General features: G+C 64.6%; 23 protein-coding genes. 21 read left to right on the forward strand and 2 right to left on the reverse strand.

Annotated elements, in window-relative coordinates:
* Positions 1-122 precede the first annotated feature (122 nt).
* The 17 genes from C811_RS06710 (at position 123) to gluQRS (ending at position 17,548) form a co-directional block, all read left to right on the forward strand.
* Complete coding sequence (locus C811_RS06710; protein ID WP_016308756.1) at positions 123-2,057, forward strand: NADH-quinone oxidoreductase subunit 5 family protein; 1,935 nt, start codon at positions 123-125, stop codon at positions 2,055-2,057.
* Positions 2,058-2,070: 13 nt separating this feature from the next.
* Positions 2,071-2,940: an NADH-quinone oxidoreductase subunit H gene (locus tag C811_RS06715; RefSeq protein ID WP_016308757.1), complete on the forward strand. Its 870-nt coding sequence runs from the start codon at positions 2,071-2,073 to the stop codon at positions 2,938-2,940.
* Between the two features lie 12 nt (positions 2,941-2,952).
* Positions 2,953-3,396 (forward strand): NADH-quinone oxidoreductase subunit B family protein, encoded by a 444-nt coding sequence (locus C811_RS06720; RefSeq protein ID WP_016308758.1) that lies wholly within the window; start codon positions 2,953-2,955, stop codon positions 3,394-3,396.
* 6 nt (positions 3,397-3,402) lie between these two features.
* Positions 3,403-3,993 carry an NADH-quinone oxidoreductase subunit C gene (locus tag C811_RS06725; protein ID WP_016308759.1) on the forward strand — a complete coding sequence of 197 codons (591 nt, stop codon included), beginning with the start codon at positions 3,403-3,405 and terminating at the stop codon, positions 3,991-3,993.
* Between the two features lies 1 nt (position 3,994).
* Entirely contained in the window at positions 3,995-5,083 is a 1,089-nt protein-coding gene (locus C811_RS06730) for a hydrogenase large subunit (RefSeq protein ID WP_016308760.1), read from the forward strand.
* Between the two features lie 6 nt (positions 5,084-5,089).
* Entirely contained in the window at positions 5,090-5,440 is a 351-nt protein-coding gene (locus C811_RS06735; protein ID WP_016308761.1) for a 4Fe-4S binding protein, read from the forward strand.
* Positions 5,441-5,651: 211 nt separating this feature from the next.
* On the forward strand, positions 5,652-6,320 hold the full coding sequence (locus C811_RS06740; protein ID WP_016308762.1) for a CDP-alcohol phosphatidyltransferase family protein: 669 nt from the start codon (positions 5,652-5,654) through the stop codon (positions 6,318-6,320).
* A gap of 394 nt (positions 6,321-6,714) precedes the next feature.
* Positions 6,715-8,637: a VanW family protein gene (locus tag C811_RS0102920; protein ID WP_051127428.1), complete on the forward strand. Its 1,923-nt coding sequence runs from the start codon at positions 6,715-6,717 to the stop codon at positions 8,635-8,637.
* A complete protein-coding gene (locus C811_RS06745; RefSeq protein WP_031324835.1) occupies positions 8,612-9,922 on the forward strand; it encodes a phenylacetate--CoA ligase family protein in 1,311 nt (436 codons plus the stop codon). The genes C811_RS0102920 and C811_RS06745 overlap by 26 nt, the downstream gene beginning before the upstream one ends.
* Positions 9,922-10,353: a hypothetical protein gene (locus C811_RS06750; protein WP_016308765.1), complete on the forward strand. Its 432-nt coding sequence runs from the start codon at positions 9,922-9,924 to the stop codon at positions 10,351-10,353. The genes C811_RS06745 and C811_RS06750 overlap by 1 nt, the downstream gene beginning before the upstream one ends.
* Positions 10,354-10,411: 58 nt before the next feature.
* Positions 10,412-11,884 carry a D-alanyl-D-alanine carboxypeptidase family protein gene (locus C811_RS06755; RefSeq protein WP_244874313.1) on the forward strand — a complete coding sequence of 491 codons (1,473 nt, stop codon included), beginning with the start codon at positions 10,412-10,414 and terminating at the stop codon, positions 11,882-11,884.
* A gap of 11 nt (positions 11,885-11,895) precedes the next feature.
* The gene (locus tag C811_RS06760) at positions 11,896-12,336 is read left to right on the forward strand and encodes an FHA domain-containing protein (protein WP_016308767.1); all 441 of its coding nucleotides are present in this window, start codon (positions 11,896-11,898) and stop codon (positions 12,334-12,336) included.
* Positions 12,337-12,393: 57 nt separating this feature from the next.
* Positions 12,394-14,118: a thiamine pyrophosphate-dependent enzyme gene (locus C811_RS06765; RefSeq protein ID WP_016308768.1), complete on the forward strand. Its 1,725-nt coding sequence runs from the start codon at positions 12,394-12,396 to the stop codon at positions 14,116-14,118.
* Positions 14,119-14,130: 12 nt separating this feature from the next.
* On the forward strand, positions 14,131-14,733 hold the full coding sequence (locus C811_RS06770) for an indolepyruvate oxidoreductase subunit beta (protein WP_016308769.1): 603 nt from the start codon (positions 14,131-14,133) through the stop codon (positions 14,731-14,733).
* Positions 14,730-15,173, forward strand: coding sequence for a hypothetical protein (locus C811_RS06775; protein WP_016308770.1), 444 nt, complete (start codon positions 14,730-14,732; stop codon positions 15,171-15,173). Before C811_RS06770 ends, C811_RS06775 begins: the two co-directional genes overlap by 4 nt.
* Positions 15,174-15,175: 2 nt before the next feature.
* Positions 15,176-16,558: a phenylacetate--CoA ligase family protein gene (locus C811_RS06780; protein ID WP_016308771.1), complete on the forward strand. Its 1,383-nt coding sequence runs from the start codon at positions 15,176-15,178 to the stop codon at positions 16,556-16,558.
* Positions 16,559-16,585: 27 nt separating this feature from the next.
* A complete protein-coding gene (gene gluQRS, locus C811_RS06785; RefSeq protein ID WP_016308772.1) occupies positions 16,586-17,548 on the forward strand; it encodes a tRNA glutamyl-Q(34) synthetase GluQRS in 963 nt (320 codons plus the stop codon).
* Between the two features lie 23 nt (positions 17,549-17,571).
* On the opposite strand, the gene C811_RS06790 is transcribed toward gluQRS, so the two are convergent.
* Together C811_RS06790 and C811_RS06795 are read right to left on the reverse strand one after the other, a co-directional pair.
* Positions 17,572-18,501: a prenyltransferase gene (locus C811_RS06790; protein WP_016308773.1), complete on the reverse strand. Its 930-nt coding sequence runs from the start codon at positions 18,499-18,501 to the stop codon at positions 17,572-17,574.
* A gap of 96 nt (positions 18,502-18,597) precedes the next feature.
* Entirely contained in the window at positions 18,598-19,194 is a 597-nt protein-coding gene (locus tag C811_RS06795; RefSeq protein WP_016308774.1) for a hypothetical protein, read from the reverse strand.
* Between the two features lie 386 nt (positions 19,195-19,580).
* On the opposite strand from C811_RS06795, the gene C811_RS06800 reads away from it, so the two are divergent.
* From C811_RS06800 to C811_RS06815, 4 genes are all read left to right on the forward strand, one after another.
* Complete coding sequence (locus C811_RS06800) at positions 19,581-20,030, forward strand: hypothetical protein (protein WP_016308775.1); 450 nt, start codon at positions 19,581-19,583, stop codon at positions 20,028-20,030.
* Entirely contained in the window at positions 20,020-21,390 is a 1,371-nt protein-coding gene (locus tag C811_RS15715; RefSeq protein ID WP_016308776.1) for a helix-turn-helix domain-containing protein, read from the forward strand. The genes C811_RS06800 and C811_RS15715 overlap by 11 nt, the downstream gene beginning before the upstream one ends.
* Positions 21,387-22,673: a hypothetical protein gene (locus C811_RS06810; protein ID WP_016308777.1), complete on the forward strand. Its 1,287-nt coding sequence runs from the start codon at positions 21,387-21,389 to the stop codon at positions 22,671-22,673. Before C811_RS15715 ends, C811_RS06810 begins: the two co-directional genes overlap by 4 nt.
* 169 nt (positions 22,674-22,842) lie before the next feature.
* The gene (locus tag C811_RS06815; protein ID WP_016308778.1) at positions 22,843-25,710 is read left to right on the forward strand and encodes a type IV secretory system conjugative DNA transfer family protein; all 2,868 of its coding nucleotides are present in this window, start codon (positions 22,843-22,845) and stop codon (positions 25,708-25,710) included.
* Positions 25,711-25,928 lie beyond the last annotated feature (218 nt).

Here is a 25,928-nt window from a genome sequence, read left to right on the forward strand (position 1 = left end):
AAGGCGGCGGCATCCCTGCGCGTTCTTTGCTATGGTAAAGCGAAGATCTTCAGGATCTCGCCCGGGCGGGGCGGATAGATTCCGTCGCGTCGGGCCGAAGAGAAGGGTAAGGAGGATCCTGTATGGAACTCAGTCTCGGACTGCTCGGCTTCCTCATCGTGTTCCCCCTCGTCGTTGCCGCCGTGCTCCTTGTGGTGCGGCAGGAGGCTCCGCGGCGCGTCGTCGTCATCGCGGCGGCCGTCGTCATCGCGCTCGCCTCGGTGGCGCTGGTGATTATGAACCTGGGGGCGTCCACGACTCTGTTCGAATTCCAGAGCGAGGCGCTCGACTTCGTCTGCACGGGCGTGTCGGCGGCCATCGCTGCGGTCGTCATCGGCTTCGCCGTGCGCTACAAGAACCTGTGGGCCGCCGTGCTCGCCGCCGTGCAGATCGCCGGCACGCTTGTCCTGGAGTTCGTGTTCGCCCACGAGATCGAGGTGCCCTACGGGCTGTACTTCGACTCCCTGTCGCTTCTGATGACCCTCATCATCGGCGTGGTGGGCAGCGGCATCTGCGTGTACGCCCTCGGCTACATGGAGGACTTCCAGGCCCACGAGCCCGAGGGCGCGCCGGACCGCCGGCCGCTGTTCTTCGCGCTCATGTTCGCATTCCTCTCGGCCATGTACGTCATCGTGTTCGCGAACAACATGGAGTGGATGTTCACCGGCTGGGAGGTCACCACGGTGTGCTCCTTCCTGCTCATCGGCTACACCCGCACCGACGAGGCCATCGCCAACGCCTTCCGCCAGATCATCATGAACCTGGCCGGCGGCCTGGGCTTTTTGGTGGCGCTGTACTCCTGCGCGATCACCGTGGGCACGTTCTCGTTTTTGGACTTCCTCGTCATCGGCGCCAACAACCCGGCGCTCGTGACCCTGGCCGCCTGCGCCCTGGCCTTCGCCGGCATCACGAAGGCGGCGCAGATGCCCTTCCAGACCTGGCTTCTGGGCGCGATGGTGGCCCCCACCCCCACGAGCGCCCTTCTGCATTCGTCCACCATGGTGAAGGCCGGCGTGTTTCTGCTCGTGAAGCTTGCGCCCATCTTCCACGTGGCGCCCGCCCCCTCGGTGATGGTCATGCTCGTAGGCGGCATCACCTTCGCGCTCTGCTCGTTCATGGCCGTCTCGCAGTCCAACGCCAAGCGGGTGCTTGCCTACTCCACCATCGCCAACCTCGGCCTCATCTGCGCCTGCGCCGGCGTGGGGACGCCGGAGGCGGTGTGGGCGGCGAGCTTCCTCATCCTGTTCCACGCCGTCGCGAAGTCGCTGCTGTTCCTGTGCGTCGGCACCGCCGAGCACCACATCGGCAGCCGCGACATCGAGGACATGGACCTCTTGTTCGACCGCATGCCGCGCCTGGCTCGCTTCATGATGCTCGGCATCATGTGCATGTTCATCGCGCCCTTCGGCATGCTCATGGCCAAGTGGGCCACGCTCGTGTCCTTCGTCGACTCGGGCCAGGTGGCCCTCGTCGTCATCCTGGCCTTCGGCAGCGCGGCCACGTTCATGTTCTGGGCCAAGTGGCTCGGCAAGCTCGCGGGCATCGCGGGCGAGCCCGAGAACGTGGAGGCGACCGTGAAGCCCACCGAGTGGGCGTCGCTTTTGCTCATGGCCTGCCTGCTCGTGCTGGGCTGCGTTTTCCTGCCCGTCGTCTCCGCGGCGCTGGTGGAGCCCTACATCGCCTCGGTGTACGGCGTGCCCGGCCAGGACATCGCCACGGACAACCTGTGGCTCGCCTCCATCTGCACCGTCGTCGTGGTGCTCGTTCTGTTCGCGGGCGTGGGCGCCCGGCAGAGGGGGCGGCGCGTGGACGTGTACCTCGCGGGTGTGAGCCGCGACGGGGAGGCGCGCTCCTTCCAGAACGCGCTGTCCGGCACGGCCGAGGCCAGCGCGCGCAACTGGTACATGGAATCGATCTTCGGCGAGGCGCGCATCGCCCCGGTGGGCGTGGTGTTCAACGCGCTCATCATCGTGGCCGCTTTCGCTGTGTCCTTCGTCGCAACCCCGATCGTCTTCTAGAAAGGAGCGCGCGATGTCCCTGATTACGACGCTTGTCGGCACCCTCCTGTTCGCGGTCCTGGGCCCCGTCGTCGGCTGCCTCCTGGCCGGCCTCGACCGCATCGTCTCGGCCCGCATGCAGGGCCGCGTGGGCCCGCCGCTTCTGCAGCCCTACTACGACGTGCGCAAGCTCTTCGAGAAGGAGCGCGCCAGCGTGAACTCCGCGGAGCGCGTCTACGTGGCGGCGGCGCTCCTGTTCGCGCTTATCGCCGGCGGCGTGTTCTTCTCCGGCGGCAACCTGCTTCTGTGCGTGTTCGTCATCACGCTGTCGAGCCTGTTCTTCATCATGGCCGCCTACTCCACCCGCAGCCCCTACGCCGAGGTGGGCGCCGCCCGCGAGACGCTGCAGGTGATGTGCTACGAGCCCATGGTGCTGCTCATGGCCGTGGCCTTCTTCCAGGCCACGGGCTCCTTCGACGTGGCGGCCGTGCTGGACATGCCGCACCCCGTCGTCTGCACCATCGGGCTGGTGTTCCTCGGCGTGCTGTTCATCCTCACCATCAAGCTGCGCAAGTCGCCCTTTGACCTGGCGCTGTCCCACCACGCCCACCAGGAGATCGTCCGCGGCGTGACCACCGAGATGAGCGGCCCCACCCTGGGGCTGGTGGAGATCATGCACTGGTGCGAGAACGTGCTGTTCATGGGCTGGATCGCGATGTTCTTCGTGTGGGGCAGCCCCCTCTCCGCGATCGCGGTGGTCGCCGTGGTGGCGCTCGTGTACTTCCTGGAGATCTGGATCGACAACAACTTCGCCCGCGTGAAGTGGCAGTTCATGTTCAAGTCGGCGTGGCTCGTGGCCCTCGTGGCCGGCGGCGTGAACATCGCGCTGCTCGCGTTTCTGTAAGGAGGGACGAAAATGGCATTCGCATCGAAATCGCCCTGGGTCATCCACTACGACGGTTCCAGCTGCAACGGCTGCGACATCGAGGTGCTGGCCACGCTCTGCCCTGGATTCGACGGCGAGCGGTTCGGCGTCATCAACACCGGCAACCCCAAGCACGCCGACATCTTCCTCGTCACCGGCAGCGTGAACGAGCAGAACATCGGCGTGGTGCGTGAGATCTACGAGCAGATGCTGGAGCCGAAGGTCGTCGTGGCCTGCGGCATCTGCGCCTGCTCGGGAGGGGTGTTCCACGACTGCTACAACGTCGTCGGCGGCGTTGACAAGGCCATTCCCGTGGATGTGTACGCCCCGGGCTGCGCCGTGCGCCCCGAGCAGCTCATCGACGCCATCGTGGCCGGCGTGGCCAAACTCGACGAGAAGTCGGCGGCGATGAAGGCCGCCCGGAAGGGAGCGTGAGCGCCCATGGACCGATTCAGCCAAGTGTTCAACGAGGTGCCCCTGGCCGAGGTGCACGATCTGGCCGCCCGCCGCGCCGAGGAGGGCTGGCGCTACGTGCAGATCCTCGCGGTGAACACCGAGGAGGGCATCGATCTGGTGTACTCCTACATGAAGGACGGCCTGCTGGAGAACGACACGGTCGCGGCCGTGGGCGCCGATGATGCGGTGCCCTCCATCACCGACCTGTTCCTGGAGGCCTTCGTCTGCGAGAACGAGATCCACGACCTGTACGGCGTGGCCATCGAGAACATCGCCATCGACTTCGGCGGCATGTTCTACCAGCTGGCCGAGAAGGCCCCCATGACCGTGGTGAGTCCCGAGCAGCTGGCCGCCCGCGAGAAGGCGAAGAAGATCGCCGCCGCCAAGGCCGCCAAGGAGGCCGCGGCCCAGAAGGAGCAGGCCGCACCGGCCGCTCCTGCCACCGTCGCCGGTCCCACCGAGGAGGAGATCCAGGCCAAGATCGCGGGCCTCGATCCGGAGAAGGCCGCCAAGGTGCGCGCCGCTCTGGAGGCGAAGGCCAAGAAGGCTGCGGCCGCAGCCGGGAAGGGGGAGTAGCATGGGCAAGGCGACCGTCATTCCCTTCGGCCCGCAGCACCCCGTGCTGCCGGAGCCTCTGCACCTCGATCTGGTGGTGCAGGACGAGACCGTCGTGGACGTGCTCCCGCAGATCGGGTTCGTGCACCGCGGCCTGGAGAAGCTCGTGGAGACCCGCGACTACAACCAGTTCATCTACATCGCCGAGCGCATCTGCGGCATCTGCGCCACGGGCCACTCCATCGGCTACGCCGAGACGGTGGAGTCGCTCATGGGCGTGGAGATTCCCAAGCGCGCCGAGTACCTGCGCATCATCTGGCACGAGCTGTCCCGCGTGCATTCGCACCTGCTGTGGCTGGGCCTGGCCGCCGACGCCTTCGGCTTCGAGTCCATGTTCATGCACTGCTGGCGTTTGCGCGAGCGCGTGCTCGACCTGTTCGAGAAGACCACCGGCGGCCGCGTGATCCTGTCTGTGGTGAAGGTGGGCGGCGTGGTGCGCGACATCGACGCCACCCAGATGGCCGAGATCATCGCGGTGCTCGATGGGCTGAAGGACGACTACACCAAGATCATGAACACCCTGCTCACCGACGCCTCGGTGAAGAACCGCACCGTGGGCGTGGGCCACATCTCCACCGAGGATGCCCGCTCGCTGTCCATGGTGGGTCCCTTCGCCCGTGCCTCCAACCTGCCCTACGACGTGCGCTCCTTCGGCAAGGGGGCCTATGGCGACCTGGCCGACTTCCAGCCCATCGTGGCCACTGAGGGCGATTGCTACGCCCGCGTGAAGGTGCGCTGCCTGGAGGTGCTCCAATCCATCGAGATCATCAAGGAGCTGGCGGCGAAGATCCCCGCCGGCGATATCGAGGTGGCCGTGAAGGGCGCCCCGGCCGACGGGGCCCAGGCCTCCAACGTGCTGGAGCAGCCCCGCGGCGAGTGCTACTACTACGCCCGCGGCAACGGCTCGAAGAACCTCGAGCGCATGCGCATCCGCACGCCAACCTCGCAGAACCTCGCCGGCATGACCGTGGCGCTCAAGGGATGCGACCTGGCCGACGTGAACATGATCATCCTGACCATCGACCCCTGCATCAGCTGCACGGAAAGGTAGGCCGCCATGGGAAGCTTCAAACTGGGGGGCATGACCCTCGGATCGCTGTTCAAGAAGCCCGAGACCTTGCTGTACCCCGCCGAGCAGAAGTCGGCTCCGGCCGGGCTGAAGGGCCATATCGAAAACGACGCGTCCCTGTGCATCCTGTGCGGTATCTGCGCCAAAGCCTGCCCAGCCGACGCCATCGTCGTAGAGAAGAAGGAGCGCACCTGGGCCATCGACCCGTTCCGCTGCGTCCAGTGCAGCAGCTGCGTGCGCGCCTGCCCCAAAGCCTGCTTGCATATGCTGCCGACCTATACCCCCATCGCCACAGCGCAGTCGTGCACGGTGGTGGAGGTGCCCGATCCGAAGGCCTAGGATCGCCCGCCTGCCAGAGGGGCGATCGGCGCTTCTCCGTCTGGCTTCGCGAGCGTCGCTTTTCGGTGACGGAATCGTAAGGTGAACGCTGCGTTAAGTTTCATGGGAAAGCGTTGAGCGGGGCATCCTTCTGGTAGAATTGAAAGAGCTGGCATGACAGTCCGGACTCCGCGAGGGGTCCGGACTTTTTGAGAAGAGGAAGTGCATCGCGATGGTCGATACCGCGGATCGTACGACGAGGGAGTCCGAAGAGGCGTCTCGCGCTATTTTCACGCTGGCCAACGTTGTGTCCTTTGTGCGCCTGCTCATGGTGCCCCTCTATCTGTTTCTGCTGATGAACGGGCAGAACCTGGCCGCCACCCTGGTATTTGCCACGGCTGCGGCAACCGATTTCCTCGACGGGCAGATCGCTCGGCGCACCCACACGGTTTCGAAGCTGGGCCAGCTGCTCGATCCGGCCGTCGACCGCGTTCTCATGGTCACGGGCGTTCTCGGCGTGTTCCTCGTGGGGCGCATTCCCCTCTGGGTCATCGTCGTGGTGATCGTGAGGGATGCCTATCTACTCATCGGCGGTGCCTGCCTCCTCTCTCGCCATCGTATCCGCATACCGGTTGTCTATCCCGGCAAGTTCGCCACCACCTTTCTGTTCATCGGGTTTTCGGGCCTGCTGCTGAACTGGCCGCTTGTTCCGGGGCTCGGCTGGTGCGATGCATCGTGGCTGCCCGGCTTCAACGGCGCGCCGGTCTCCTGGGGCATTTGGTTCATCTACGCCGGGCTCGTGCTCTCCCTCGGCGTGACTGCGTACTACTCGGTCTGTGCGGCGCGTCAGCTGAAGGAGGCGCTTGCTCGAGAGAGGCTCGAGGGCCATGGTGCCGCGTAGCGGGGCCTCGGGAGGCGACAGGCCCCCGACATCGCGGCCGGCGGCGGGAACGTCCCGATCGCCCCTGCAGATGCCGTCGGTTCGCGACGGGCGCAGCCGCCCCTCTCCAGCTGGCCGCCGTCCGGTGTCCGGCCCGTCGCCCGACTCCCGTCGGCGCACCGACCCGCACGGCCGGTCCCGGGTGAGTCGCCCGCACGGGTCGGCAAGACCGGCCCCGCGCACAGCGCAGGGCCGCTTTTCGGAACCGTCGACCCGGGCCGACCGGGGTGCGGCGCGGACGGCGTCTTCCCGCCTGCGGCATACCGGCGCCTCCCACGGCGCGGCCCCGTATGCCGCCCCGCACATCCAGGCGTCTCCTCTTGCCGCTTCCAGGCGGCCGCCCTTCGCCGTCATCGTGTTCGTCGTCGTCGCACTGCTCGCCGCTGCAGTGTTCGGCATCGACCAGATTGTGAACGGATCTCGTATCTACCAGGGAGTTTCCGTGGGATCGGTCGATGTGTCCGGCATGACCGCCGACGAGGCTCGCAGCGCGGTGGCCGCAGCCTACGGCGACAGGCTTTCCGGTGCGCGCGGTTACATCTTCGCGAGCGAGGAGGCGCGCGGGACCGTTGACGTGGACACCGAGCTGGCCGAGCAGGCGGCCCAGGCCGAGCAGCTCTCCGTCGAGGAGGCGCGGGCCGATAAGAAGCTCTGGGTAGCTGAGGCCGGCGCCCTGGGCGCCCGCATCCCGGTGAGCGAGCTGGTGGACGAGGCCTTTGCCGTGGGCCGGGCGACCGGCCCGGGTGGCCGCCTCCAGGCTGCGACCGGCGGCGTGAACGTGCCAGTTCGGCTCTCCTTCGACGACGAGGCGGTGGAGGCCCTGGCCTCCGACATCGACGAGAGCATCGGTCGGCCCCGCCAGGACTGGGATATCGAGGTGGACGACGAGGGCCGGGCGAGCCTGGTCGAGGGCCATGACGGCACCATTGTCGATCGGACCGAGCTCACCGCGCTGCTGACTCAGGGGTTTCTCGGCGGCGATTCGAGCGGCTTCAGCTTCGTGGCCGAGGCTGGCTACGCCCCCTTGCGCATCGACGAGGGGGCGGCGGAGAGGACGCGGGCGGCGGTGCAGGCCGTGCTCGACGAGGGCATCGCGTTTACATTCGAAGGGGACACCTGGCAGCTTTCCGGGCGCGATATCGCGCCTTGGATCGCAACGGACGTGGAAGCAGCGGGGGAGGGGTTCTACCTTGCGCCCCATCTCGATGACGCGCGGGCCCGGGCCGATATCGCCCAGATGATCCGCGATGCGGGCTTCGCCACGGCGGTAACGGTTTCCTTCGAGGTCGCCGAGGGCGAAGTGTGGGTGTCGGCGGCCTCGGGCTCCCGCTACCCGCTCGTCGCCGACGCTCTGGCCGATGCCGACGAGATGCTGTTCGGCTCGTTTGACGGCGGAGGCTCTTTCTCGCCGCCGGCTTCTCCCTCGGTGGAGATCGGCTGGGGCGCCGCACCGGAGCGCACCACCTTCGACGAGGCGATCCAGTGCGGTCTGATCGGAGAGATTTCCTCGTTTACCACCGAGTACAACGACGGGGCCGGCGCGGCGAGCCGCCGCCACAACATCCACCGCGCCGCCGACCTGCTCACCGACTCGGTGGCCGCCGCCCAGGGCGGCCAGTGGTCCTTCAACGCGGTGATGGGGGAGGCCAATGAGGGCAACGGCTTTCAGGCCGCCCACGCCATCGTGAACGGCGAGTACGAGGACGCCATCGGCGGGGGCATCTGCCAGGTGGCCACCACGGTGTTCAACGCCGTCTTCGAGGCGGGCTATCCCGTGACCGAGCGGCGAAACCACTCCCTGTACATTTCCAGCTATCCCACGGGCCGCGATGCGGCGATCGCGTATCCTGATCTTGATCTTACGTGGGTAAACGATGGAACATCCGATGTGCTTTTGCGAACCCGCTATACCGACTCGTCGTTGACGGTTACGCTGTACGGGGTCGATCCGGGCTACGTGGTTGCATCGCAGACCGGTGAGTGGACCGAGGGCGATCCCTTCGGGAAGCGGGTCGTGATCGATGAGAACGAGCCCGAGGGCACGCGCTACGTGAAGACCGCCGGTGCCGACGGGCGTTGCGTGACCGTGCACCGCACCGTGCGCGACCGGGCCGGCACGGTGCTTCACGAGGAGGATTTCGCATCGAGCTACGCGCCTATCGACGAGGTGACCGTCGTGGGCCCCCATACGCCGACGGCCGAAGAGGAAGAAGCAGATGAGGGGAGCGAGAGCCCCGGAACGGATAAGGAGGATGCCCGTGTTTCAACCGGAGATTGAGGCGATGCCCCGCGAGGAGCTTCGCGCGCTGCAGCTGGAGCGTTTGCGCGAGTCGGTGCGCAACGCCTACGAGAACGTGCCGCTCTACCGCGAGCGCTTCGATGCGGCGGGAGTAAGTCCCGACGACATTGAGAGCTTGGAGGATCTGGAGAAGTTCCCCTTCGTGGTGAAGCAGGACATGCGCGACAACTACCCCTTCGGCATGTTCGCCCGCGAGAACGCCGATGTGGCCCGCATCCATGCCTCCTCGGGCACCACGGGCCAGGCCACGGTGGTTGGCCACACCGCCGCCGACCTAGAGAACTGGGGCGACTGCTTCGCCCGCGGCATCGCCATGGTGGGCGGCTCGCGCGAGTCTACCATCCAGGTGTCCTACGGCTACGGCCTGTTCACCGGCGGCTTGGGCGCGCACGCCGGCGGCGAGGCCATGGGCTGCACGGTCATCCCCACCTCTTCGGGCAACACCAAGCGCCAGGTGCAGATGCTCAAGGACTGCAAGACCGACATTCTGTGCTGCACCCCCTCCTACGCCCTGCTCATTGCCGATACGGCCATCGAGATGGGCTACGACCCGGCCACCGAGTTCCAGATCTCCGGCGGCATCTTCGGCGCCGAGCCCTGCTCGGAGAACATGCGCCAGGAGATCGCCGACAAGCTGGGGCTGCAGTACTGCGACGTCTACGGGCTCTCGGAGATCATGGGCCCGGGCGTGGCCATGGAGTGCGCCGAGCGCGGCGGCCTGCACATCGCCGAGGACCAGTTCTACTGCGAGATCATCGATCCGGAAACCCTCGAGGTGCTGCCCGACGGGGAAGTGGGCGAGCTCGTCATCACCACGCTTACCCGCGAGTGCTCGCCGATGATCCGCTACCGCACCCGCGACGTGACCACTATCAATGCCGAGCCGTGCGCCTGCGGGCGTACCCACCGCAAGATCGGACGCTTGCTCGGCCGCACCGACGACATGCTCATCATCCGCGGCGTGAACGTGTTCCCGTCCCAGATCGAGCAGGTCATCACCGAGTTCCCCGAGGTAGCCACCCAGTATCAGATCGTGCTCACGACCCGCGGCCCGCTCGACCATGTGGAGCTGCAGGTGGAGACCGAGCCCGATTTCCCCATCGACGAGGTGCGCGCCCTGGAGGATCTGCGCGGTCGCCTCGCCGCCGCGCTCAAGAGCAACCTGCAGGTGGCCGTCGATATCAAGTTCGTGGAACCCAAGACCATCGCGCGCTCGGAGGGCAAGGCCAAGCGCGTCATCGACCTGAGAGGAGAGGACAACTAATGATCTCGCAGCTCACTGTCTTCCTCGCTAACGAGAAGGGGCGCCTGGCAGCTGCCAGCCGAGTGCTTTCCGATGCCGGCATCAACATGCAGGCACTGTTCATCGCCGACACGGCCGACTTCGGCATCGTGCGCATCTTCTGCGACACCCCGGCTCTCGCTGCCGCCAAGCTCGCCGAGGCGGGCTTCCGCGCCACGATCACGCCGGTTATCGCCGTATCGGTCGCCGACGAGCCGGGCACACTGGCTCGCCTCCTGGAGTTCTGCCACCAGTCCTCGATGAACATCGAGTACGGCTACTGCTTCGCCGCCGGCGACGGACGAGCCATCGATGTGCTGAAGATCGAGGGGGAGGGGGCCGAGGAGGCCCTGGCTGCAGCAGGCTTCAAGGTCCTCGCACCGGAAGAGGTTTACGTTGTCGACCCGAGCTAACCTCACGTTTCCCGCTCGGCCCGCGCGCGCCTGTCTGACCAGACGGGCGCTCGCCTGTTTGTTGGCCTTCTCTCTCGCCGCCTCCTCGCTGGCGCCCGTCGCGGCTTGGGCCGATGTGCGCCCAGCTGACGAGATCCTCGGTGAGACGGTGGAGGCCCGCGGCCTTCCGGCGGTGGCCTGTCCCAACGTGACGGCCCGCTATGCCCTGGTCATGGATGCCGACGGCATGGTGTACTTCTCCCGCGACGCCGACGAGCGGGGCCATATCGCCTCCATTACCAAAGTGATGACCGCCATCGTGGCCCTGGATTCGGGCGTCTCCCTCGACAGCACGGTGACGGTGACACCCGAGGCCGCTCAAATCGGCGAGTCGTCGGCCATGCTCCAAGCAGGAGACACGCTCACGCTGAAGGCGGCCATCACCGGGCTTATGGTATCGTCGGGAAACGATGCGGCCATCGCCATCGCCGAGGCGTTGGGGAGCGGCATGAAGACCTCCGACGACCAGACGGCCAACGACGCCTTCGTGGCGGCCATGAACGCCAAGGCCGCCGAGCTCGGCATGGACAACACCTTGTTCTCCAATCCGCACGGTCTCGATATCGGCGACTACGACAACGAGATGTACTCCACCGCCCGCGACGTCGCCCTCATGTGCGCCTATGCGATGAGGAACGAGACGTTCCGCTCCATTGTCGGGCAGGAGAAGGCCCAGATCACGGTGAACCGCACCGGCGGCAAGGCCGTGACCATCGATTTGACTTCCACCGACGTGCTGCTCGGCAGCTACGAGGGGGCCTGCGGCGTGAAGACGGGCTACACGGAGCAGGCAGGGCAGTCCTTTGCCGGCGCTTGCAACCGCGGCGAGGGCGACCTGTACGCCATCGTGCTGGGGGCGCCGTCGGATGCCGCGCGCTTCGATGATGCCAAGACCTTGTTCAACTGGGTCTACGACAACCAGGTGAGCTATGCGCTCGCCCATACGGACCAGACGACCACGATGACGGTGGACGGCACTGCCACCGAAGTGCCCCTCATCGCAGAGGTTCCCTTCACGGCATGGCCCGACAAGCGCGTCAAGGCCACCTTCGCCGATCCCGACGCCGCCGTGGACGTGTTCGCTCCGGCGGGCAACGTGAGCCAGGAGTTCCATTTCCGCGAGCTGACGGGCAGCGTGAGCGCGGGAGATGTGGTGGGCAGCGTCAGCTTCTACCAAGGAGGCGAAGTCGTGGCTACCCAGGATCTGGTGGCTACCGAGGATGCGGCAGCCCCCGACCCGCTTCAGGCTATCGGCATTTGGTGGGATCGTCTGTGGCAGGGCTTCGGCGGCAAGGACCTGGTGGCCGCCCCTCTCGTCCAAAACGACACGCCGCTCATCTACGATAAGGCAGCTACTCGCGCCGATGGGGCGAGCGTGGCCGATATCGCCTCGGGTAAGACCGGGGAGACCGATGCAACCGACACTGCCGAGGGCGGCCTGGACGCCGCAGCCTCGGATGGGGCATCGCCCTCGGGCGATGCCGCTGAATAAGGAGGCGAGTTATGACCGAACGTTGTCCTGTATGCTCTCATGAGGTGGATCCGCGCGATCCGGTATGTCCCACCTGCGGTTTCAAGCTGCTCGGTGCCACTCAGGCCTTCAAGCCGCTTGCGATGGAGGCCGAAATGGCGCCGGCGGGCGAGGCTGCCCCGGCGCGTGCCTCGCTTGCGGTGGTGCGCGGGCCGAAGGTGGGCATGGCCTACGCGCTCGGCAGCGAGCCGGTCACCATCGGCCGCTCGCCCCAGTGCACCATCTTCTTAAACGATATGACCGTCTCGCGTATGCACGCTACCATCGAGCCCGAGGACGGCTGCTACGTCATCCGCGATGCAAACTCGTTCAACGGCGTGTGGGTGAACAACGAGAACGTCGAGGCGCGCACGCTGCGACCGGGCGATTTCATCCAGATCGGCACCTTCTGCCTGCAGTACGAGGAGAACTAGGCGCCGGGCGGGGACCGCGCGCCGCGGGCCCCGGGGCGCGGGGAAGCGAGGAGATACATGGAACTGATGTCGGGAAACGAGGCCATCGCCCAGGGCGCGTGGGAGGCGGGGTGCTCCATCGGCGTGGCGTATCCGGGAACGCCTTCCACGGAGACGCTGGAGGCCTTCGCCGCCAAGGAGGGCGTCTACGCCGAGTGGTGCGTGAACGAGAAGGTGGCGGTGGAGGTGGGCATCGGCGCCTCGGCCGCCGGCGCCCGGGTGCTCGCCACCATGAAGCACGTCGGCGTGAACGTGGCCGCCGACCCCCTGTTCACCGCCGCCTACACCGGCGTGGGCGGCGGGTTCGTCATCCTGGCCGCCGACGATCCGGGCATGTATTCCTCCCAAAACGAGCAGGACTCCCACTACTACGCCCAGGCTGCGGCCATTCCCTGCCTCGATCCGGCCGACTCAGCCGAGGCGCTCGCCTTCGCCCGCGACGCCTTCGACATCTCCGAACGCTTCGATGTGCCGGTGCTGCTGCGCTCCTCGGTGCGCATCTCGCATACGAAGACGCCGGTTGCGCCCGGTGAGCGCGTCGAGCGTCCGCTTGTACCCTACGAGAAGGATCCCGCGAAGTGGGTCATGATGCCCGCCTTCGCCAAGCCCCGCCGCGCCGTGCAGCTTGCGCGCATCGACGATTTGCGGGAATGGGCGGAGACGTGCCCCTACAACGAGGTGGTGCGCCGCGGCGACGAGGTCGGCGTGGTGTGCGCCGGCGCAGCCTATCAGCATGTGGTCGAGGCGCTGCCCGAGGCCTCCGTTTTCAAGCTGGGCCTCACTTGGCCTTTGCCCGCGGCGGCTCTGCGCGCCTTTGCCGGAAGCGTGGAGCGCCTCTATGTGGTGGAGGAGGGTTCCTGCTATCTGACCGACGCCGTGGCTGTCTGCGGGGTAGCCGTGAGCGAGCCGCCCTGCGCGCTTCCCCGTGCCGGAGAGCTCTCCCCGGGCCTCGTGCGAGCTGCCTTCGGCTTGGACACGCCGCCCCATGCCGATGCCGCGCCCGACGTGCCGGCACGTCCTCCGGCGCTGTGCCCGGGCTGCCCGCACCGGCTTGTCTTCAAGGAGCTCGCCCGCATGCGCGCCATCGTCACCGGGGACATCGGCTGCTACACCTTGGGCGCGCTGCCGCCGCTGTCGGCCATGGACACCACGGTGGACATGGGCGCGTCGGTGTCCATGGCCCACGGTTTCGAGCTGGCCTTGGCCGGCGTCGAGCACAGGCCCGTCGTCGCCGTCATCGGTGATTCCACGTTCGCCCACTCGGGGCTTTCCTCGCTCATCTCCACGGTATACAACCGGGGCGCGGGTACCGTATGCGTGCTTGACAACCGCACCACCGCCATGACCGGGCGCCAGGGCAACCCCTTCAACGGCGTGACCCTGCAGAACCGCCCGAGCCGCGAGCTGAACATCGAGGCGGTGGTGGCGGCCCTGGGGGTGGAGGACGTGCGCACCGTGGACCCCAACGACGCCGCCGCGGTGCGCACCGCCCTCAAGGAGGCCGTGTCCACCGACGACATCTCGGTCATCGTGTTCCGCTCGCCCTGCGTGCTTTTGGAGCGCAAGGCGGCGCGGCCCCTATGGGTGAATGCCTCGTGCACAGCCTGCGGCTCGTGCGCCACGCTGGGCTGTCCCGCCATCGCCCGCGACGAGCAGGGCATCGCCTTAATCGACGCGGCCTTGTGCATCGGCTGCGGCCAGTGCGTCCAGTACTGCCGCTTCAACGCGATCGTTCCGGAATAGGGGAGGCCAATGATGGACAACAAGACAAAAACCGTGCTTTTGTGCGGTGTCGGCGGCCAGGGCACTATCCTGGCGGCCGACCTTCTGGCCGCGGCCTGCCTTGCGGCGGGGCGCGACGTGAAGGTGTCCGAGATCCACGGCATGGCCCAGCGCGGCGGTGCCGTCACTACGGTGGTGCGTGTGGGCGAGCATGTCTCGTCGATGGTGTCCGATCTGGGTGCCGCCGATGTGGTGGTGTCTTTCGAGACCACCGAGGCTCTGCGCAATCTGCCCCAGCTTGCCGAAGGGGGCTCACTCATCGTGAACGATGAGGCCATCAAGCCCCTGCCCGTGCTCACCGGGGCCGCGAAGATGCCCGAGCATGCCCGGGAGCGCCTTGCCGAGGCGGGTGCCCTGCTCGTTCCCGCTGCCTCCATCGCCCGATCCTGCGGAAACGCCAAGTGCGCGAACGTGGTGCTCGTGGGGGCGCTCTCGGCGATGCTCGATATTCCCGCGGACATCTGGGAGCGCATAGTGGCGGGCCGCGTGCCCGAGCATACCGTGGAGGCGAACCTCGCAGCGCTTGCAGCCGGCCGCTCCTTCGTAACCGAGCGAGAAGGGGAGGAGACCCTATGACCGTTTCCCAGATCAGCGTTTTCGCCAATAGCCGTCCCGGCCATATGAGCCGGGTGCTGGCCCTTTTCGAAGAGGCCGGCGTTAGCGTGCGGGGCTTCTCCGCGGCCGATACCGGCGAGTACGGCATCCTTCGCTTCGTGGTGGACCGTCCCGAGGCGGCCCTTGCGACGCTCAAGGAAGCCGGTTGCGCCTGCACCGTCACGCCGGTGCTTTGCCTGAAGCTGGAAGATACGCCCGGCGAGCTCTTGCGCGTTATCGGAGTGCTTGCCCGCTGCGGTATTAACGTGGTCTACTGCTACTCGATGATCTCCACCTACATCGTGCTCTCGGTGACCGACACCGAGCAGGCCCGCGATCTTCTGGCCGCCGAGCCTGTGGAGATGATCTCCCAGGACGATATCGCCCGCTACATCGCTGAGCGCGACGGGAAGGAGGCGTAGTCGTGGTGGATGCCGCCAATTTCGACGTGACCGCCAAAGGAGGGGCCCTTGCCGCGGCAGCGGCTGGGCGCTTCGACGCGCTTCCCGTCTACAAGCCCGAGATCGAATGCGCGTCGCGTGAGGAGATTCGCGCTGTGCAGCTCGCCAAGCTGAAGGAGACGGTGGCCTACGCCTACGAGCGCGTGCCGTACTACCGTGAGAAGATGGACGAGATGGGCGTGGCGCCTGCCGACATCCAGACCCTCGACGATGTGTGCCGGCTTCCCTTCACGGACAAGGCCGTGCTGCGCGACACCTTCCCTTTCGGCCTGTTCGCCGTGCCCATGAACGAGATTCGCGAGCTGCATTCCTCGTCGGGCACCACGGGCAAGCCCGTGGTGGTGGGCTACACCGAAGACGATATGGATATGTGGAGCGAGTGCATCGCTCGGCTCGTGCAGATGGCGGGCGTCGTGCCCGGCGATGTGGCCCAGATGGCCTTCGGCTACGGTATGTTCACCGGCGGTTTCGGGCTGCATTACGGCCTGCAGCGGCTGGGCTGCGCCATGATTCCGGCCGGATCGGGCAATACCGAGCGTCATATCCAGATGATCGAGGACTACGGCACCACGGTGCTCGTGGCCACGCCCTCCTATGCCATGCACATCTGCGAGGTGGGGGAGGCCATGGGCTACGACTGGGGGGCCTCGCCTTTGCGCGTGGGGCTTTTCGGCGGGGAGCCGTGCCCTCCGGGCCTGAAGGCCGAGATCGAGCGGCGCATGCACATCGTGTGCACCGACAACTACGGGCTCACCGAGGTCATGGGGCCCGGCGTGTCGGGCGAGTGCCTGGCCGAGCGCTTCCAGCAGCACATTGCCGAGGATCATTTCCTGTGGGAGGTGGTCGATCCCGTTACCGGCGAGCCGGTAGGCGAGGGTGAGGTGGGCGAGCTTGTGCTTACGCCGCTCGGCAAGCAGGGCATCCCGGTGCTGCGCTATCGCACCCACGATCTGACGGCCGTGCACACCGAGCCTTGCGCTTGCGGACGCACCTTGGCGCGCATGGACAAAGTGCGTTCGCGCTCGGACGATATGCTCATCATCCGCGGTACCAACGTGTTTCCCTCGCAGATCGAGGACGTGCTCACGGGCATCGAGGAGGTCACACCCCACTACCACATCATTGTGCGCACGAAGGGCGGCATGGACGAGCTCGTCGTGGAGACCGAGCTGCGTCCCGAGGCGTTCTCCGATTCCTTCGAGTCTATGGATGCCCTACGCGCTCGGATCGTCGAGAAGCTGAAGAGCACGCTGCTCGTGGCGCCGACGGTACGCCTCGTGGAGCCCGGCGGCATCGAGCGGGCTGTAGGCAAGGCGAAGCACGTCGACGACCAGCGCGTGAAGTAGCTCGCGGCGCGAAGGGAGCTGCCGTCAGTGAACGCGTCGCCTCGAACCCCCGGCACGAATGCGCAAGCGCCCGTTGTCGGGCGCTTCGCGCCGTCTCCCACAGGACGTATGCATGCGGGAAATATTTTCTGCGCGCTGGTGGCGTGGCTCGTCGCGAAATCCCAAAACGGGCGGATGGTGCTGCGCATCGAGGATTTGGACCGGGAGCGCTCGAAGCCCTGCTTCGTCGATGCGGTGCAGCGCGATTTCGCCCGTCTGGGCCTCACTTGGGATGCGGGCCCCTTTTTCCAGCATGACCGCGACGAGGCATATCGCGCGGCGTTTCAGTCCCTTGAGAAGCGCGGGCTCGTGTACCCGTGCTACTGCACTCGGGCCGACCTGCACGCGGCTTCGGCGCCCCACCGCGGCGAGAAGCCGGTGTATCCGGGCACATGCCGCCGCCTGACCGATGCCGAGCGCGCCCGCCGGGAGCGCGAGGGGCGTTCGGGGGCAGCGCGTCTCGTCGTGCCTGACCGCGTGGTCTCGCTGCACGACCTGGTCCAGGGCGATTACGCGCAGAACCTTGCCGCCGACTGCGGTGACTTTCTCGTGCGTCGGGCCGACGGGGCCTTCGCCTACCAACTGGCCGTCGTGGTCGACGATGCCGACCAGGGAGTGAATTCAGTGGTGCGAGGAGTAGATCTGCTGTGCTCCACGCCGCAGCAGATCTATCTGCAAGAGCTTCTGAGGCTCCCCCATGCGAGGTATGCCCATGTGCCGCTTATCGTAGGCGAGCTGAATCGGCGTCTGTCGAAACGCGACCGAGACGCCGCCCTCGACGAGCTCATGGTGCGCTTCAAGACCCCCGAGGCGATTATCGGCCATATCGCCGGCATCACCGGCCTTGCTCCTTCCGCAGATCCGATAACGCCCGAAGCACTGCTCGCCGAGTTCTCCCTGGAAAGGCTCCAGGGCATCTTCCCCGATCCGATGCAGATTCTCTGGCGCTGAGCCTTCCCGCGGCGCGGGCGCGCCTACAGCATGAGGGCGGCGGAGTAGAAGGCGCCGAGCACGACGTTCAGGCTGCTGATCTGCGCCATGGCCCCGATGCGGGACACAGGCGCGAGCGGATTCTTCCACAGCGCCGCCGCGAGGGGATAGGCGGCAAGCACCATGAAGACCATGATCGCGAAACCGGCGGGGAACCACAGGCGCACGACGAGCACGATGCTCGCAATCCAGGCGATCATGAGGCCGTGGTAGAGCGAGCGAGCACGACGGCGGCCGAGCAGGACGGGCAGGGTGCGCCGTTTCGCCTCCTCGTCTTTCTCGATATCGCAGGTGTTGTTGGTCATCATGATAAGCCCGACCCCGATGATAGTGGGCAGCGCCCATACGAGCACGACGAGATTGAGGGAGCCGGCGAGTACCTGGTAGCAGGCGAGGGGAATGAGCCCTCCCATGACCAGGCCGCTCACGATCTCGCCAATGGGCAGGTAGGACAGCGGCGTCTTGCCGCCCGAGTAGGCAACGACGGCGACAGCTCCGATGAGAGCGATGATAAGCGGGATGGGGCCGGCCCGGTAGATGACGATAAGGCCGAGCAGGAAGGCCGCCACCAGAAATCCGATGGCGAGCCAGAGAACGGAGCGCGGCCTCACGGCATTGTAGACAAGCACCGCATCGGTGACCTCCACGTTGTCGTCTGCCGAGTCAGCACCCTTGACGAAATCGAAGTAATCGTTGAACGTGTTGACCGACGATTGCATGAGGATGCAGATGACCAGCAGCAGCACGGCCATGGTAGGGGAGAAGCCCCCGGCGGTGGTTGCAGCGAGGCCGACGGCGATCAAGACCGGCATGATGGAAGCCGGCCAGGTATGGGGTGCTGCGAGCTGCAGCGCGAGGGTGGGGGAGAGCGGTGTCGCCTCTCCCCTCTTGTCAGATTCGGTATCGGTACACATGTTCGTTTTCCTCATAGAACGATTCGATTGGCACCATTATAAGAGAAGGCATCCGACAAGCCGGATGCCTTCGTTGCCACAGGATTCGTCTACGCGCTAATTGGTCATGAGCGCCGCTGCAATATCGCCGGAGGTCGACGAGGCGGCTTCCCAAGTGTTGTCTACCTTGGTGTACTTGATCGTCACCGGCTCGGTGGGCTTCAACTCGACGCCGTTGAGAGACTGGATCACGATCTCGCCGATCTTCTTGTTGATATCGTCGTTGGACATGCCCGCGATTTCCTCGGGATTGGCGGTGATGGCATCCACTGCCTCCTGGAGCGCCTTCTGGTACCCTGAATAGCTTTTGCAGGTGAGCGTCAGCTGGGCCTGGGCCGTCTCTCCGTCGACAGTCACCGAGTCGATAGTGTAGTCGAATCCCTCGAGATAGGAGCGCATGAACTCCATGCCGTCGATGCCGTAGAGCGACAGGCGGCTCATGTCGACTGCTTCGGAAATCTCGTTGACGAACTTCTCATCGAGATTCTTGATACTGTCCAGCTCCGAGGCCAGCGATGAGCGAACCAGTTCCTCATCGGATTGCTGGGAAGAGCTGCATCCTGCAAGAGACAGAAGCCCGACGCCGAGCAGCGCCGCAAAAACAGCGTAGGCGACCCGAGTAAGGGTATGTGATTTTAACTTTACATAATCCATAACATGCAAACCTGCCCTTCTATTTCCGTGAGGTGCGGATCCTGCAGTAGCACTGTTGTACATCAATTTCTACACCTAAATCGTTTTCGTCCAAATGTGCGTCTTATTCATTCTAGCAGTCTTCAAAATACGACGCTTTCGTTTTGGCTCGCGCAGTGGTTAAACCATGCAAATTGCAGAGCTGCGACTACGACAAAAAGAGCGCAAAATGCTCTGACGCGATGCGCTCAGCCGGGAATTGCGAATTGGGCTAATCTGAAGCGCCTCAGCCCCTCGTTGCTGAAGCAAGCGCAAGCGGAGGGCCGAAACATCGAACGGCCGCATATGAGCTTTGATATGAAAGCTACGGCCCATAGATTCCTTTTAAGGAGAAAGGAAGGTGCTGCATGAAAGAATACATTGACTCCTCGCCGCCCACAACCCATGCTGCTATTGCTCCGTACAAAGAGGACATGGAGCAAGCTCGGGGCGGTGCGTCTAATGCACCTGGCTTTCTGATAGGCGGATTCGGCCTCATACCTCAGGCCGTAACCTCTAATCCTGATATCTCCCTGCCAGCGAAAGCGCTCTACGCCTATGTAGCATCGAAGGCCGAGTCTTCTGAGCGTGTGGATATATCCTACGACGACATTCTTTCGGATCTCCATACGACGCGCCGAACGCTGAAGCGCCTCTGCCGCGAGCTTCTCAGCGCCGGGCTTATGCGAGCTTACATTCGGCGCGACGCTATTGCGGTCGGCGTGCGAGATCTCCCTTACGGGATCGTGCGATTCTGGATCCCAAGAGGACCAATCCCGGCAGATAGACGTCGAGGAGGTGCCCTCTATGTCCTCTAACACGGCGAGGGATAAAGAGGATGAGAACATTCTCGCATCTCCAGCGCAGGATGTTATGAGCTTGGGCTACGGCCTCTGCCCTCAAATGGTATTTCGAGACGCCCGGCTTGAGCCAGGCGCAAAGGCAATATACGGATATCTCGCATCCTTCGCAGGCGCCGGAATGACCGCATTCCCCTCGCAGCGCCTCATGCTCGAAGAGCTCAAGATGAGCCGACCCACGTATTCGAAACATTTGAAGCAACTTCAGGCATATGGATACGTGAAGGTCGAGCGCAGGAAGAACTCGCGCAACGAGTACATGTCGAACGTTTACGAGCTGGTACGTGAGCCAATGATCGACGATGAGCGAATGGAGGCCTACCGAGAGCTCCGCATACGATCTTTAGAAGCATCGAGGCTTGCAAGGAGAGAGCGCAACGTTTCTCGCGATGAGGCTCGAATAGACGAGATAGCTTCGATCCTTGGCAGCCGGGAGCTTGCCGAGCGAGCGATGCAGGCAGTTTTCAGCGATCTAGATCCGGCTGGAAAACCCCCACTGTCAAATTATTTTACAGTGGAAGAAAATCCCAGTTCGGAGCCAGTGTCAAATAATTTTACAGTGGATACGCCAGTGTCAAATATTTTTACAGAGCCAGTGTCAAAAAACTTTACACTGGCTAATAGTGTTAATAGTATCAAGGGAAAAGTAACAACCTACCAACCAACCAGGGACGGTTCTCAGGTTGAAGAACCGAGCGAGGCGAAGATCGAGGCTGGCGGGAAGGGATCGAAAGGAACCGACGATCCCCCCGAGTCTCTTCGCGCTCTGCTCGGGATAAGCATGAAGCCGGTGGCCCCAAGGCGCATGGAGGCTGTGCGCAGGGCTTACGAGCAGCGAATAGCCGAAGGTTACAGCGAGTCGGATATCGAACGCTCCTACGAGGCCTACCGAGCGGCCTACCTCTCAGAGCACAAAACCCTCAAGCAGGCCAAGCAGCTCGACCGGTGGCTGGTCGACGGAGACGGGATCATATCGTACGCAGCTATAGTCGGCGTCGGTCCGAAATACCGCTCCGGCGCAGACCCGGACGCCGACGCCTCGACGCCGGTGAACAACGCGGAGCGCCGCGCCCTTGCGCGGGCAAGTACCGAGGATCTTCAGGAGGCGCTCGCGCGGGCAGACTCGGCATTCAGGGCCCTCCTCGTAAACCTTGAGCAAGCAAAGAGATCAAAGGACTGGGGTCTCGCGGGCGACCTTACCGACCAGGCCTGCGTATACCTGACGAGGCATCGGAGACAGGCGGTCGGCGAGTATCTCAAATCGCTGAGGGCGAGAGCGCGCGAAAATGTGCGCGATAGGGAAGGAGCTGGGAAATGACGATAGGAGATGCCGGGGACGACTTCGCCGAGCAGGTGCTGCGAACATCCATGGACCTCGCGAAGGACATCCTGCGCTATATCGACGGCCTCGACATGCCCCACAAGAGCTGGGCGGACAAGTACGAGATCGCCCGGGAAGACGCCTCTCGGGTTGCCGAGGCGGCGTTTGCCGAGGCTGAGGACGAGTTGTCGGAGACGCAGGCAACATGGCTTTGGGCACCGAACGAGAGAGAGGCAGACGAGCTGTGCGCCAACCTTGAGCGAAAGGGCTACGAGTTCACACGCGCGAAGGCGCGCAAGAGCGACGGTGTTGTGAAGGTCCGCGTCGCCCACAACAACGGCTGCGTGCCCATCGCCGAGGGAGGGGAGTACGATCCCGTGGATTTCAGCGATTCGGAGACGCTGGCGGTGCTCGATGCCTACTCCTACGAAAGTTGCAAGGAGTACCTGGGAATACTGGCCGAAGCCGAAGCGCTCAAGAAGGCCCTGGTCGAATCGTCCGAGAACATCGATTACGTGCCCCACTCGCCGGAAAACTGCGTGTTCACATTCACAACCGTGCCGTGGGATCGAGATGGAAATGTGCTCCTGGACTACCTCGACAGAGCGGGCATCGGCAACGAGAGCTGGATATGCGAGATGCCGGCCTCCGAGGCGGGGCTTCCCGGGCCAGACGACGTGCAGGGGATCGCCGTGGAGTTCAACGCGCGCAACGCCCCACACGTCCAAGCAGCCGTCGATGCCCTTTTGAGAAGCGGCATACGAGGCCTTGATCAGAGCAGATTCCCGCAGTTCGCCAAGGCAATGCGGGAGGCGCAGACGCGCGCATCGAGCCTGTACGGCCAGGAAGGGCTCGGGTACGAGAGCCTGTCTGTGACCGACGAGACGACTGCGGGAGCCGTGCGGTGCGCGCTCGTCGAAGAAGGCGTTGCGTGCGCTGCCATCAACCGGGCCGAGGCGGGCAACTGGGAGATCGTCGTCGATCGGGCGGATGCCATCGCATCTCAATGGCGTATAAAGCAACTCGCAAGAGAGTACGAGGCGCCAGCGAGGCAGGCCAAGAAGGATGCCGAGGCGCTTTCACAATCCGCGCATCGGAGGGAGAAGCCGGACAACGTGGCGGCCCGTAGGCGATCGAGCAAGTACGCCAAGAAGTCGAAGGACACGCCAAGCCGAGACGAGCTTGCCGCGCGAGAGGGCGCCGAACGCGTAAACCGCGCCCGCAAGCGCGGGATGGCCATCGACACACCTTCTTTGACGCATAAGAAGCCGTCGCGCTAGCCGCTAGACTGCTGAGATTTTTTCGACAAAGGGCTTGCGAAAAGTTTAATACAGTTCCTAAAGTCTAAGAAAGGCCACGTCAAAGAAGGGAAGGCGTGACTGAGAGAGCGCAAGGCAATCGAACTTCCACCTCGATACCTTGCGGCAAGGAAGAGACAAAGGAAGACTTATGGAGCGTGCAGGCCGTATTGCGGCTACCGTGCTCACTGTTGCCGCCCTGGGCACGTCCCTCGGCGCAATAGTGGGCTCGGCGGTTGAGATTTTCCAACACATAGGACTCTCGTCGATAGTCCTGGGCCACGTGGGCGCAGCCGAGATCGTCGAAGCCTGCGAGGGAGTGTCCGCAGGGCTGATCGCCACGGCTGCTTCCCTCCTACTCGCTCTCTTCTCCTGTGCATGCGGGGCGCATCGCAAGGTGCAGCTGGCGCTTGCCGGCGCATCGCTCGCTACCCTCTCGGCCTCGGCGGTCATCCCGGCGGGCGCCGGCTATCTGCTCAAGGGCGGCATCTCGTCCGCCGCATTCCTCATCGTCGCAATCGTGTGCGCCGTCTTCGCCGCATCGGCGCTCAGCTCGATGTTCAAGGCGAACTACGACACCGGGTCCGAGCACGGCGCCGAGAGGATGGCCGAGGGGGAGGAGCTCAGCTTCCTCGCAGACACCGAGCACTTCTACAACAACATCGCCTACTCCGAGCATGCCGGCCAGGCGCTCGTGGCGACGACCGAGAAACTCGAAAGCGCGCTGCACGCCCGAAATCGGAACGACATCACAATCGGCACATCCGGCCTCGGCAAGACGCACCATCGCGTGGAGCCCGAGCTGCTGAACGCGATGGGGGATTTTCCGGTCCCCGTAATGCCCGGGCATCTGCGCAAGGCGGAGCACGCCATGGAAGCGGCGGACTGCGCGGCCGCAGCGCGGAAGATGTCGCATGCAATGGAACCCGAGACGATCGCGAACCGGAAGCGCGCGGGATCCCCGCTCGGTGACGGCTACGACTTCATTGCGACGGATCCTAAGGGCGACACTATGCGAGCCCTCGGCAACTTCCAGGCGGCCTGCGGCACGGACATCAGGATCTTCGACACTGTGGAGTTCAAGGGCCACGGCTACAACCCGCTCGACGAGCACTACATCCCTCCGCATAAGACCGATGTGTGCGAAGTGGAGTCAATCCGATGCAGCATCGCACCCCTGGCCCGCTACTCCGACGAAGGGGAGCCTGCCTGGGAGGAGGGCACGCCGCTCAAGCTTGCGGTGGAGGACGCCGGGTTGGACGAGCCGCCCTGCTCTCTGAAGATCGGCGAGCCGCGGATCTCGGTCGATGCCGAAATGACCTACCGGCAGCGCCTCGAGAGCTGCGATCTGGGAAATATGGGGGTTAAGGACGACGATATCGACGAAGGCGGGTATCTCGATTGGAAGACCGGCGAGATCACCGGCGCCGGGTGGTCCGGAAAGAGCGAGTGGGAATCAGTCGCCGTTCTACGTTCAATCGCCTACAAGCAGACCCGGTGCTTCATCGCCATAACCGTGCGCAACGAGCTGGGACGAGGCGATGCGGCAGACGTGCGCCTCGAAATCGATCTCGATCGGGCGCTCGCGCTCGATCCGGAGAGCATCAGCGCAGAGAGGGGCGGCGCCTCGTCAGTTTCGGCCGACGCTTCGAAGCCGTCTCATTTGAGGATTGAGATCGAGAAGCTGCCCCACAACGGGATGGCCGTTATCCGCTTCGAAGCGGACATAGAGTCGTACATCGTCCCCGACGGCGTGGCGCTCACGAAGACCGTCGAGTGCCTCGTTGCGAACCTCAAGCACGCGGACGCGCCGTCAACTAACCAGGACCCGTTTTGGGAGGAGTGCAAGCGCCTCGCGTTCCTGTCGCTCTGCGCAGCCGCATACGAGTGGTACGCAAACGACGATCGAAACCTCAACACGGTCGCCCGCTTGCTCAACATGGCCCTGCCCGAGGAGGGCGGAATGGACCAGATGTCGCCGCTCGGATACCTCATGCGCAGGTGGGAGAGGGGCGAGGTGTTCGCCGAAGAGGACGGCGAGTCAGGTATCACATCGCTGTTCGGAGGCGCGAGGAAGAAGCGGGAGAATTGGAGCGAGGACCCCTCGCGGGTGCCGCACTCCAGGACGAACTCGCTAGCCCTGCACTGCTTCTACGCATTCACATCGGGCGCGCCTGAAACCGTGCAGTCGGTGATCATCACCTGCCAAACGGCCTTCGTCTCCCTTCTGGCCCCGGATGTGAAGAAGATGCTCGCGAGAGACGAGATGAGGCTCACCGAATTCGGCGAGGCGGGACGCCGGCAGGCCATGTACATCGTGACCAAGGACACCGACAGTCCCTACGACTTCCTTACGGCGCTCATCGTGTACCAGACGATCGACCTGCTCCTAGACAAGGCCTACCACAACAAGGGGAAGCTCGACCGTCACGTGCGATTCTCCCTCGACGAGTTCGCGAACATCGGAAAGATCCCGATCATGACGAGGGCCATGGCGGTGGTGCGAAGCCGGAATATGTCGATATCGCTCTACGTGCAGTCGCGCTCTCAGATCGAGGTTGTCTACGGTGAGAAGGAAGCCCAGACGATCATCAACAACTGCACGACGCAGATGTTCCTCGGCGGGCACGACGCCAACACGCTCAAGGAATTCTCCGAGACCATAGGCGACGAGACCATCTACTCGCGGATAACCAACCGGTCGTTCAACGGTGGAATGGCCGTAGGGCCTCAGTCGATCAGCGAGTCGATTCAGGCCACGGGCCGCAAGGTGCGCTCCGCCGCGCAGCTCCGCCAGATGGAGAACACGAAGATGCTCGTGTTCATCCAGGGGGCCCGGGTTATCGAAGACACCAAGTACCCCACGTCGAAGCACCCCTACTACCCCTATGTGTACACGACGCATCCCCGCCCGGAGGACTGCGGTATCGCACGCTGCAGAGAGCCTTTCGACCCAGTGGAGTACATCGCCCGAAAGCAGGTCGAGAGAAGCGGGAGAGGCGGGGAGCCATGGAAGTAAAGCACGATGGGAGCCGCGCTCCGCCCTAGAAAGGGGGGAGGCGGCGGCCGAACGCGCCCGCGGCGGTGTTCCACGACCGCATCATCTGATGCCGAGGCCACGCATCGCGTCAGCCGCACACCCCTAGTCGGAAGAGACAACTGAGACCCAGGAGACCGCATGCGGCCGGTCTGAGCCGGTTGTTCTCTGGCCCTTGGGGCCGCAAATCATTCTACACC

The sequence above is a fragment of the Adlercreutzia caecimuris B7 genome (assembly GCF_000403355.2).
Taxonomy (GTDB): domain Bacteria; phylum Actinomycetota; class Coriobacteriia; order Coriobacteriales; family Eggerthellaceae; genus Adlercreutzia; species Adlercreutzia caecimuris.

Bases quoted from the DNA above. Each gene is read 5' to 3' on its own strand.
- C811_RS06710 (WP_016308756.1), top strand. From the start codon at position 123: ATGGAACTCAGTCTCGGACTGCTCGGCTTCCTCATCGTGTTCCCCCTC.
- C811_RS06715 (WP_016308757.1), top strand. From the start codon at position 2,071: ATGTCCCTGATTACGACGCTTGTCGGCACCCTCCTGTTCGCGGTCCTG.
- C811_RS06720 (WP_016308758.1), top strand. From the start codon at position 2,953: ATGGCATTCGCATCGAAATCGCCCTGGGTCATCCACTACGACGGTTCC.
- C811_RS06725 (WP_016308759.1), top strand. From the start codon at position 3,403: ATGGACCGATTCAGCCAAGTGTTCAACGAGGTGCCCCTGGCCGAGGTG.
- C811_RS06730 (WP_016308760.1), top strand. From the start codon at position 3,995: ATGGGCAAGGCGACCGTCATTCCCTTCGGCCCGCAGCACCCCGTGCTG.
- C811_RS06735 (WP_016308761.1), top strand. From the start codon at position 5,090: ATGGGAAGCTTCAAACTGGGGGGCATGACCCTCGGATCGCTGTTCAAG.
- C811_RS06740 (WP_016308762.1), top strand. From the start codon at position 5,652: ATGGTCGATACCGCGGATCGTACGACGAGGGAGTCCGAAGAGGCGTCT.
- C811_RS06745 (WP_031324835.1), top strand. From the start codon at position 8,612: ATGCCCGTGTTTCAACCGGAGATTGAGGCGATGCCCCGCGAGGAGCTT.
- C811_RS06750 (WP_016308765.1), top strand. From the start codon at position 9,922: ATGATCTCGCAGCTCACTGTCTTCCTCGCTAACGAGAAGGGGCGCCTG.
- C811_RS06760 (WP_016308767.1), top strand. From the start codon at position 11,896: ATGACCGAACGTTGTCCTGTATGCTCTCATGAGGTGGATCCGCGCGAT.
- C811_RS06765 (WP_016308768.1), top strand. From the start codon at position 12,394: ATGGAACTGATGTCGGGAAACGAGGCCATCGCCCAGGGCGCGTGGGAG.
- C811_RS06770 (WP_016308769.1), top strand. From the start codon at position 14,131: ATGGACAACAAGACAAAAACCGTGCTTTTGTGCGGTGTCGGCGGCCAG.
- C811_RS06775 (WP_016308770.1), top strand. From the start codon at position 14,730: ATGACCGTTTCCCAGATCAGCGTTTTCGCCAATAGCCGTCCCGGCCAT.
- C811_RS06790 (WP_016308773.1), bottom strand. From the start codon at position 18,501: ATGTGTACCGATACCGAATCTGACAAGAGGGGAGAGGCGACACCGCTC.
- C811_RS06795 (WP_016308774.1), bottom strand. From the start codon at position 19,194: ATGGATTATGTAAAGTTAAAATCACATACCCTTACTCGGGTCGCCTAC.
- C811_RS06800 (WP_016308775.1), top strand. From the start codon at position 19,581: ATGAAAGAATACATTGACTCCTCGCCGCCCACAACCCATGCTGCTATT.
- C811_RS15715 (WP_016308776.1), top strand. From the start codon at position 20,020: ATGTCCTCTAACACGGCGAGGGATAAAGAGGATGAGAACATTCTCGCA.
- C811_RS06810 (WP_016308777.1), top strand. From the start codon at position 21,387: ATGACGATAGGAGATGCCGGGGACGACTTCGCCGAGCAGGTGCTGCGA.
- C811_RS06815 (WP_016308778.1), top strand. From the start codon at position 22,843: ATGGAGCGTGCAGGCCGTATTGCGGCTACCGTGCTCACTGTTGCCGCC.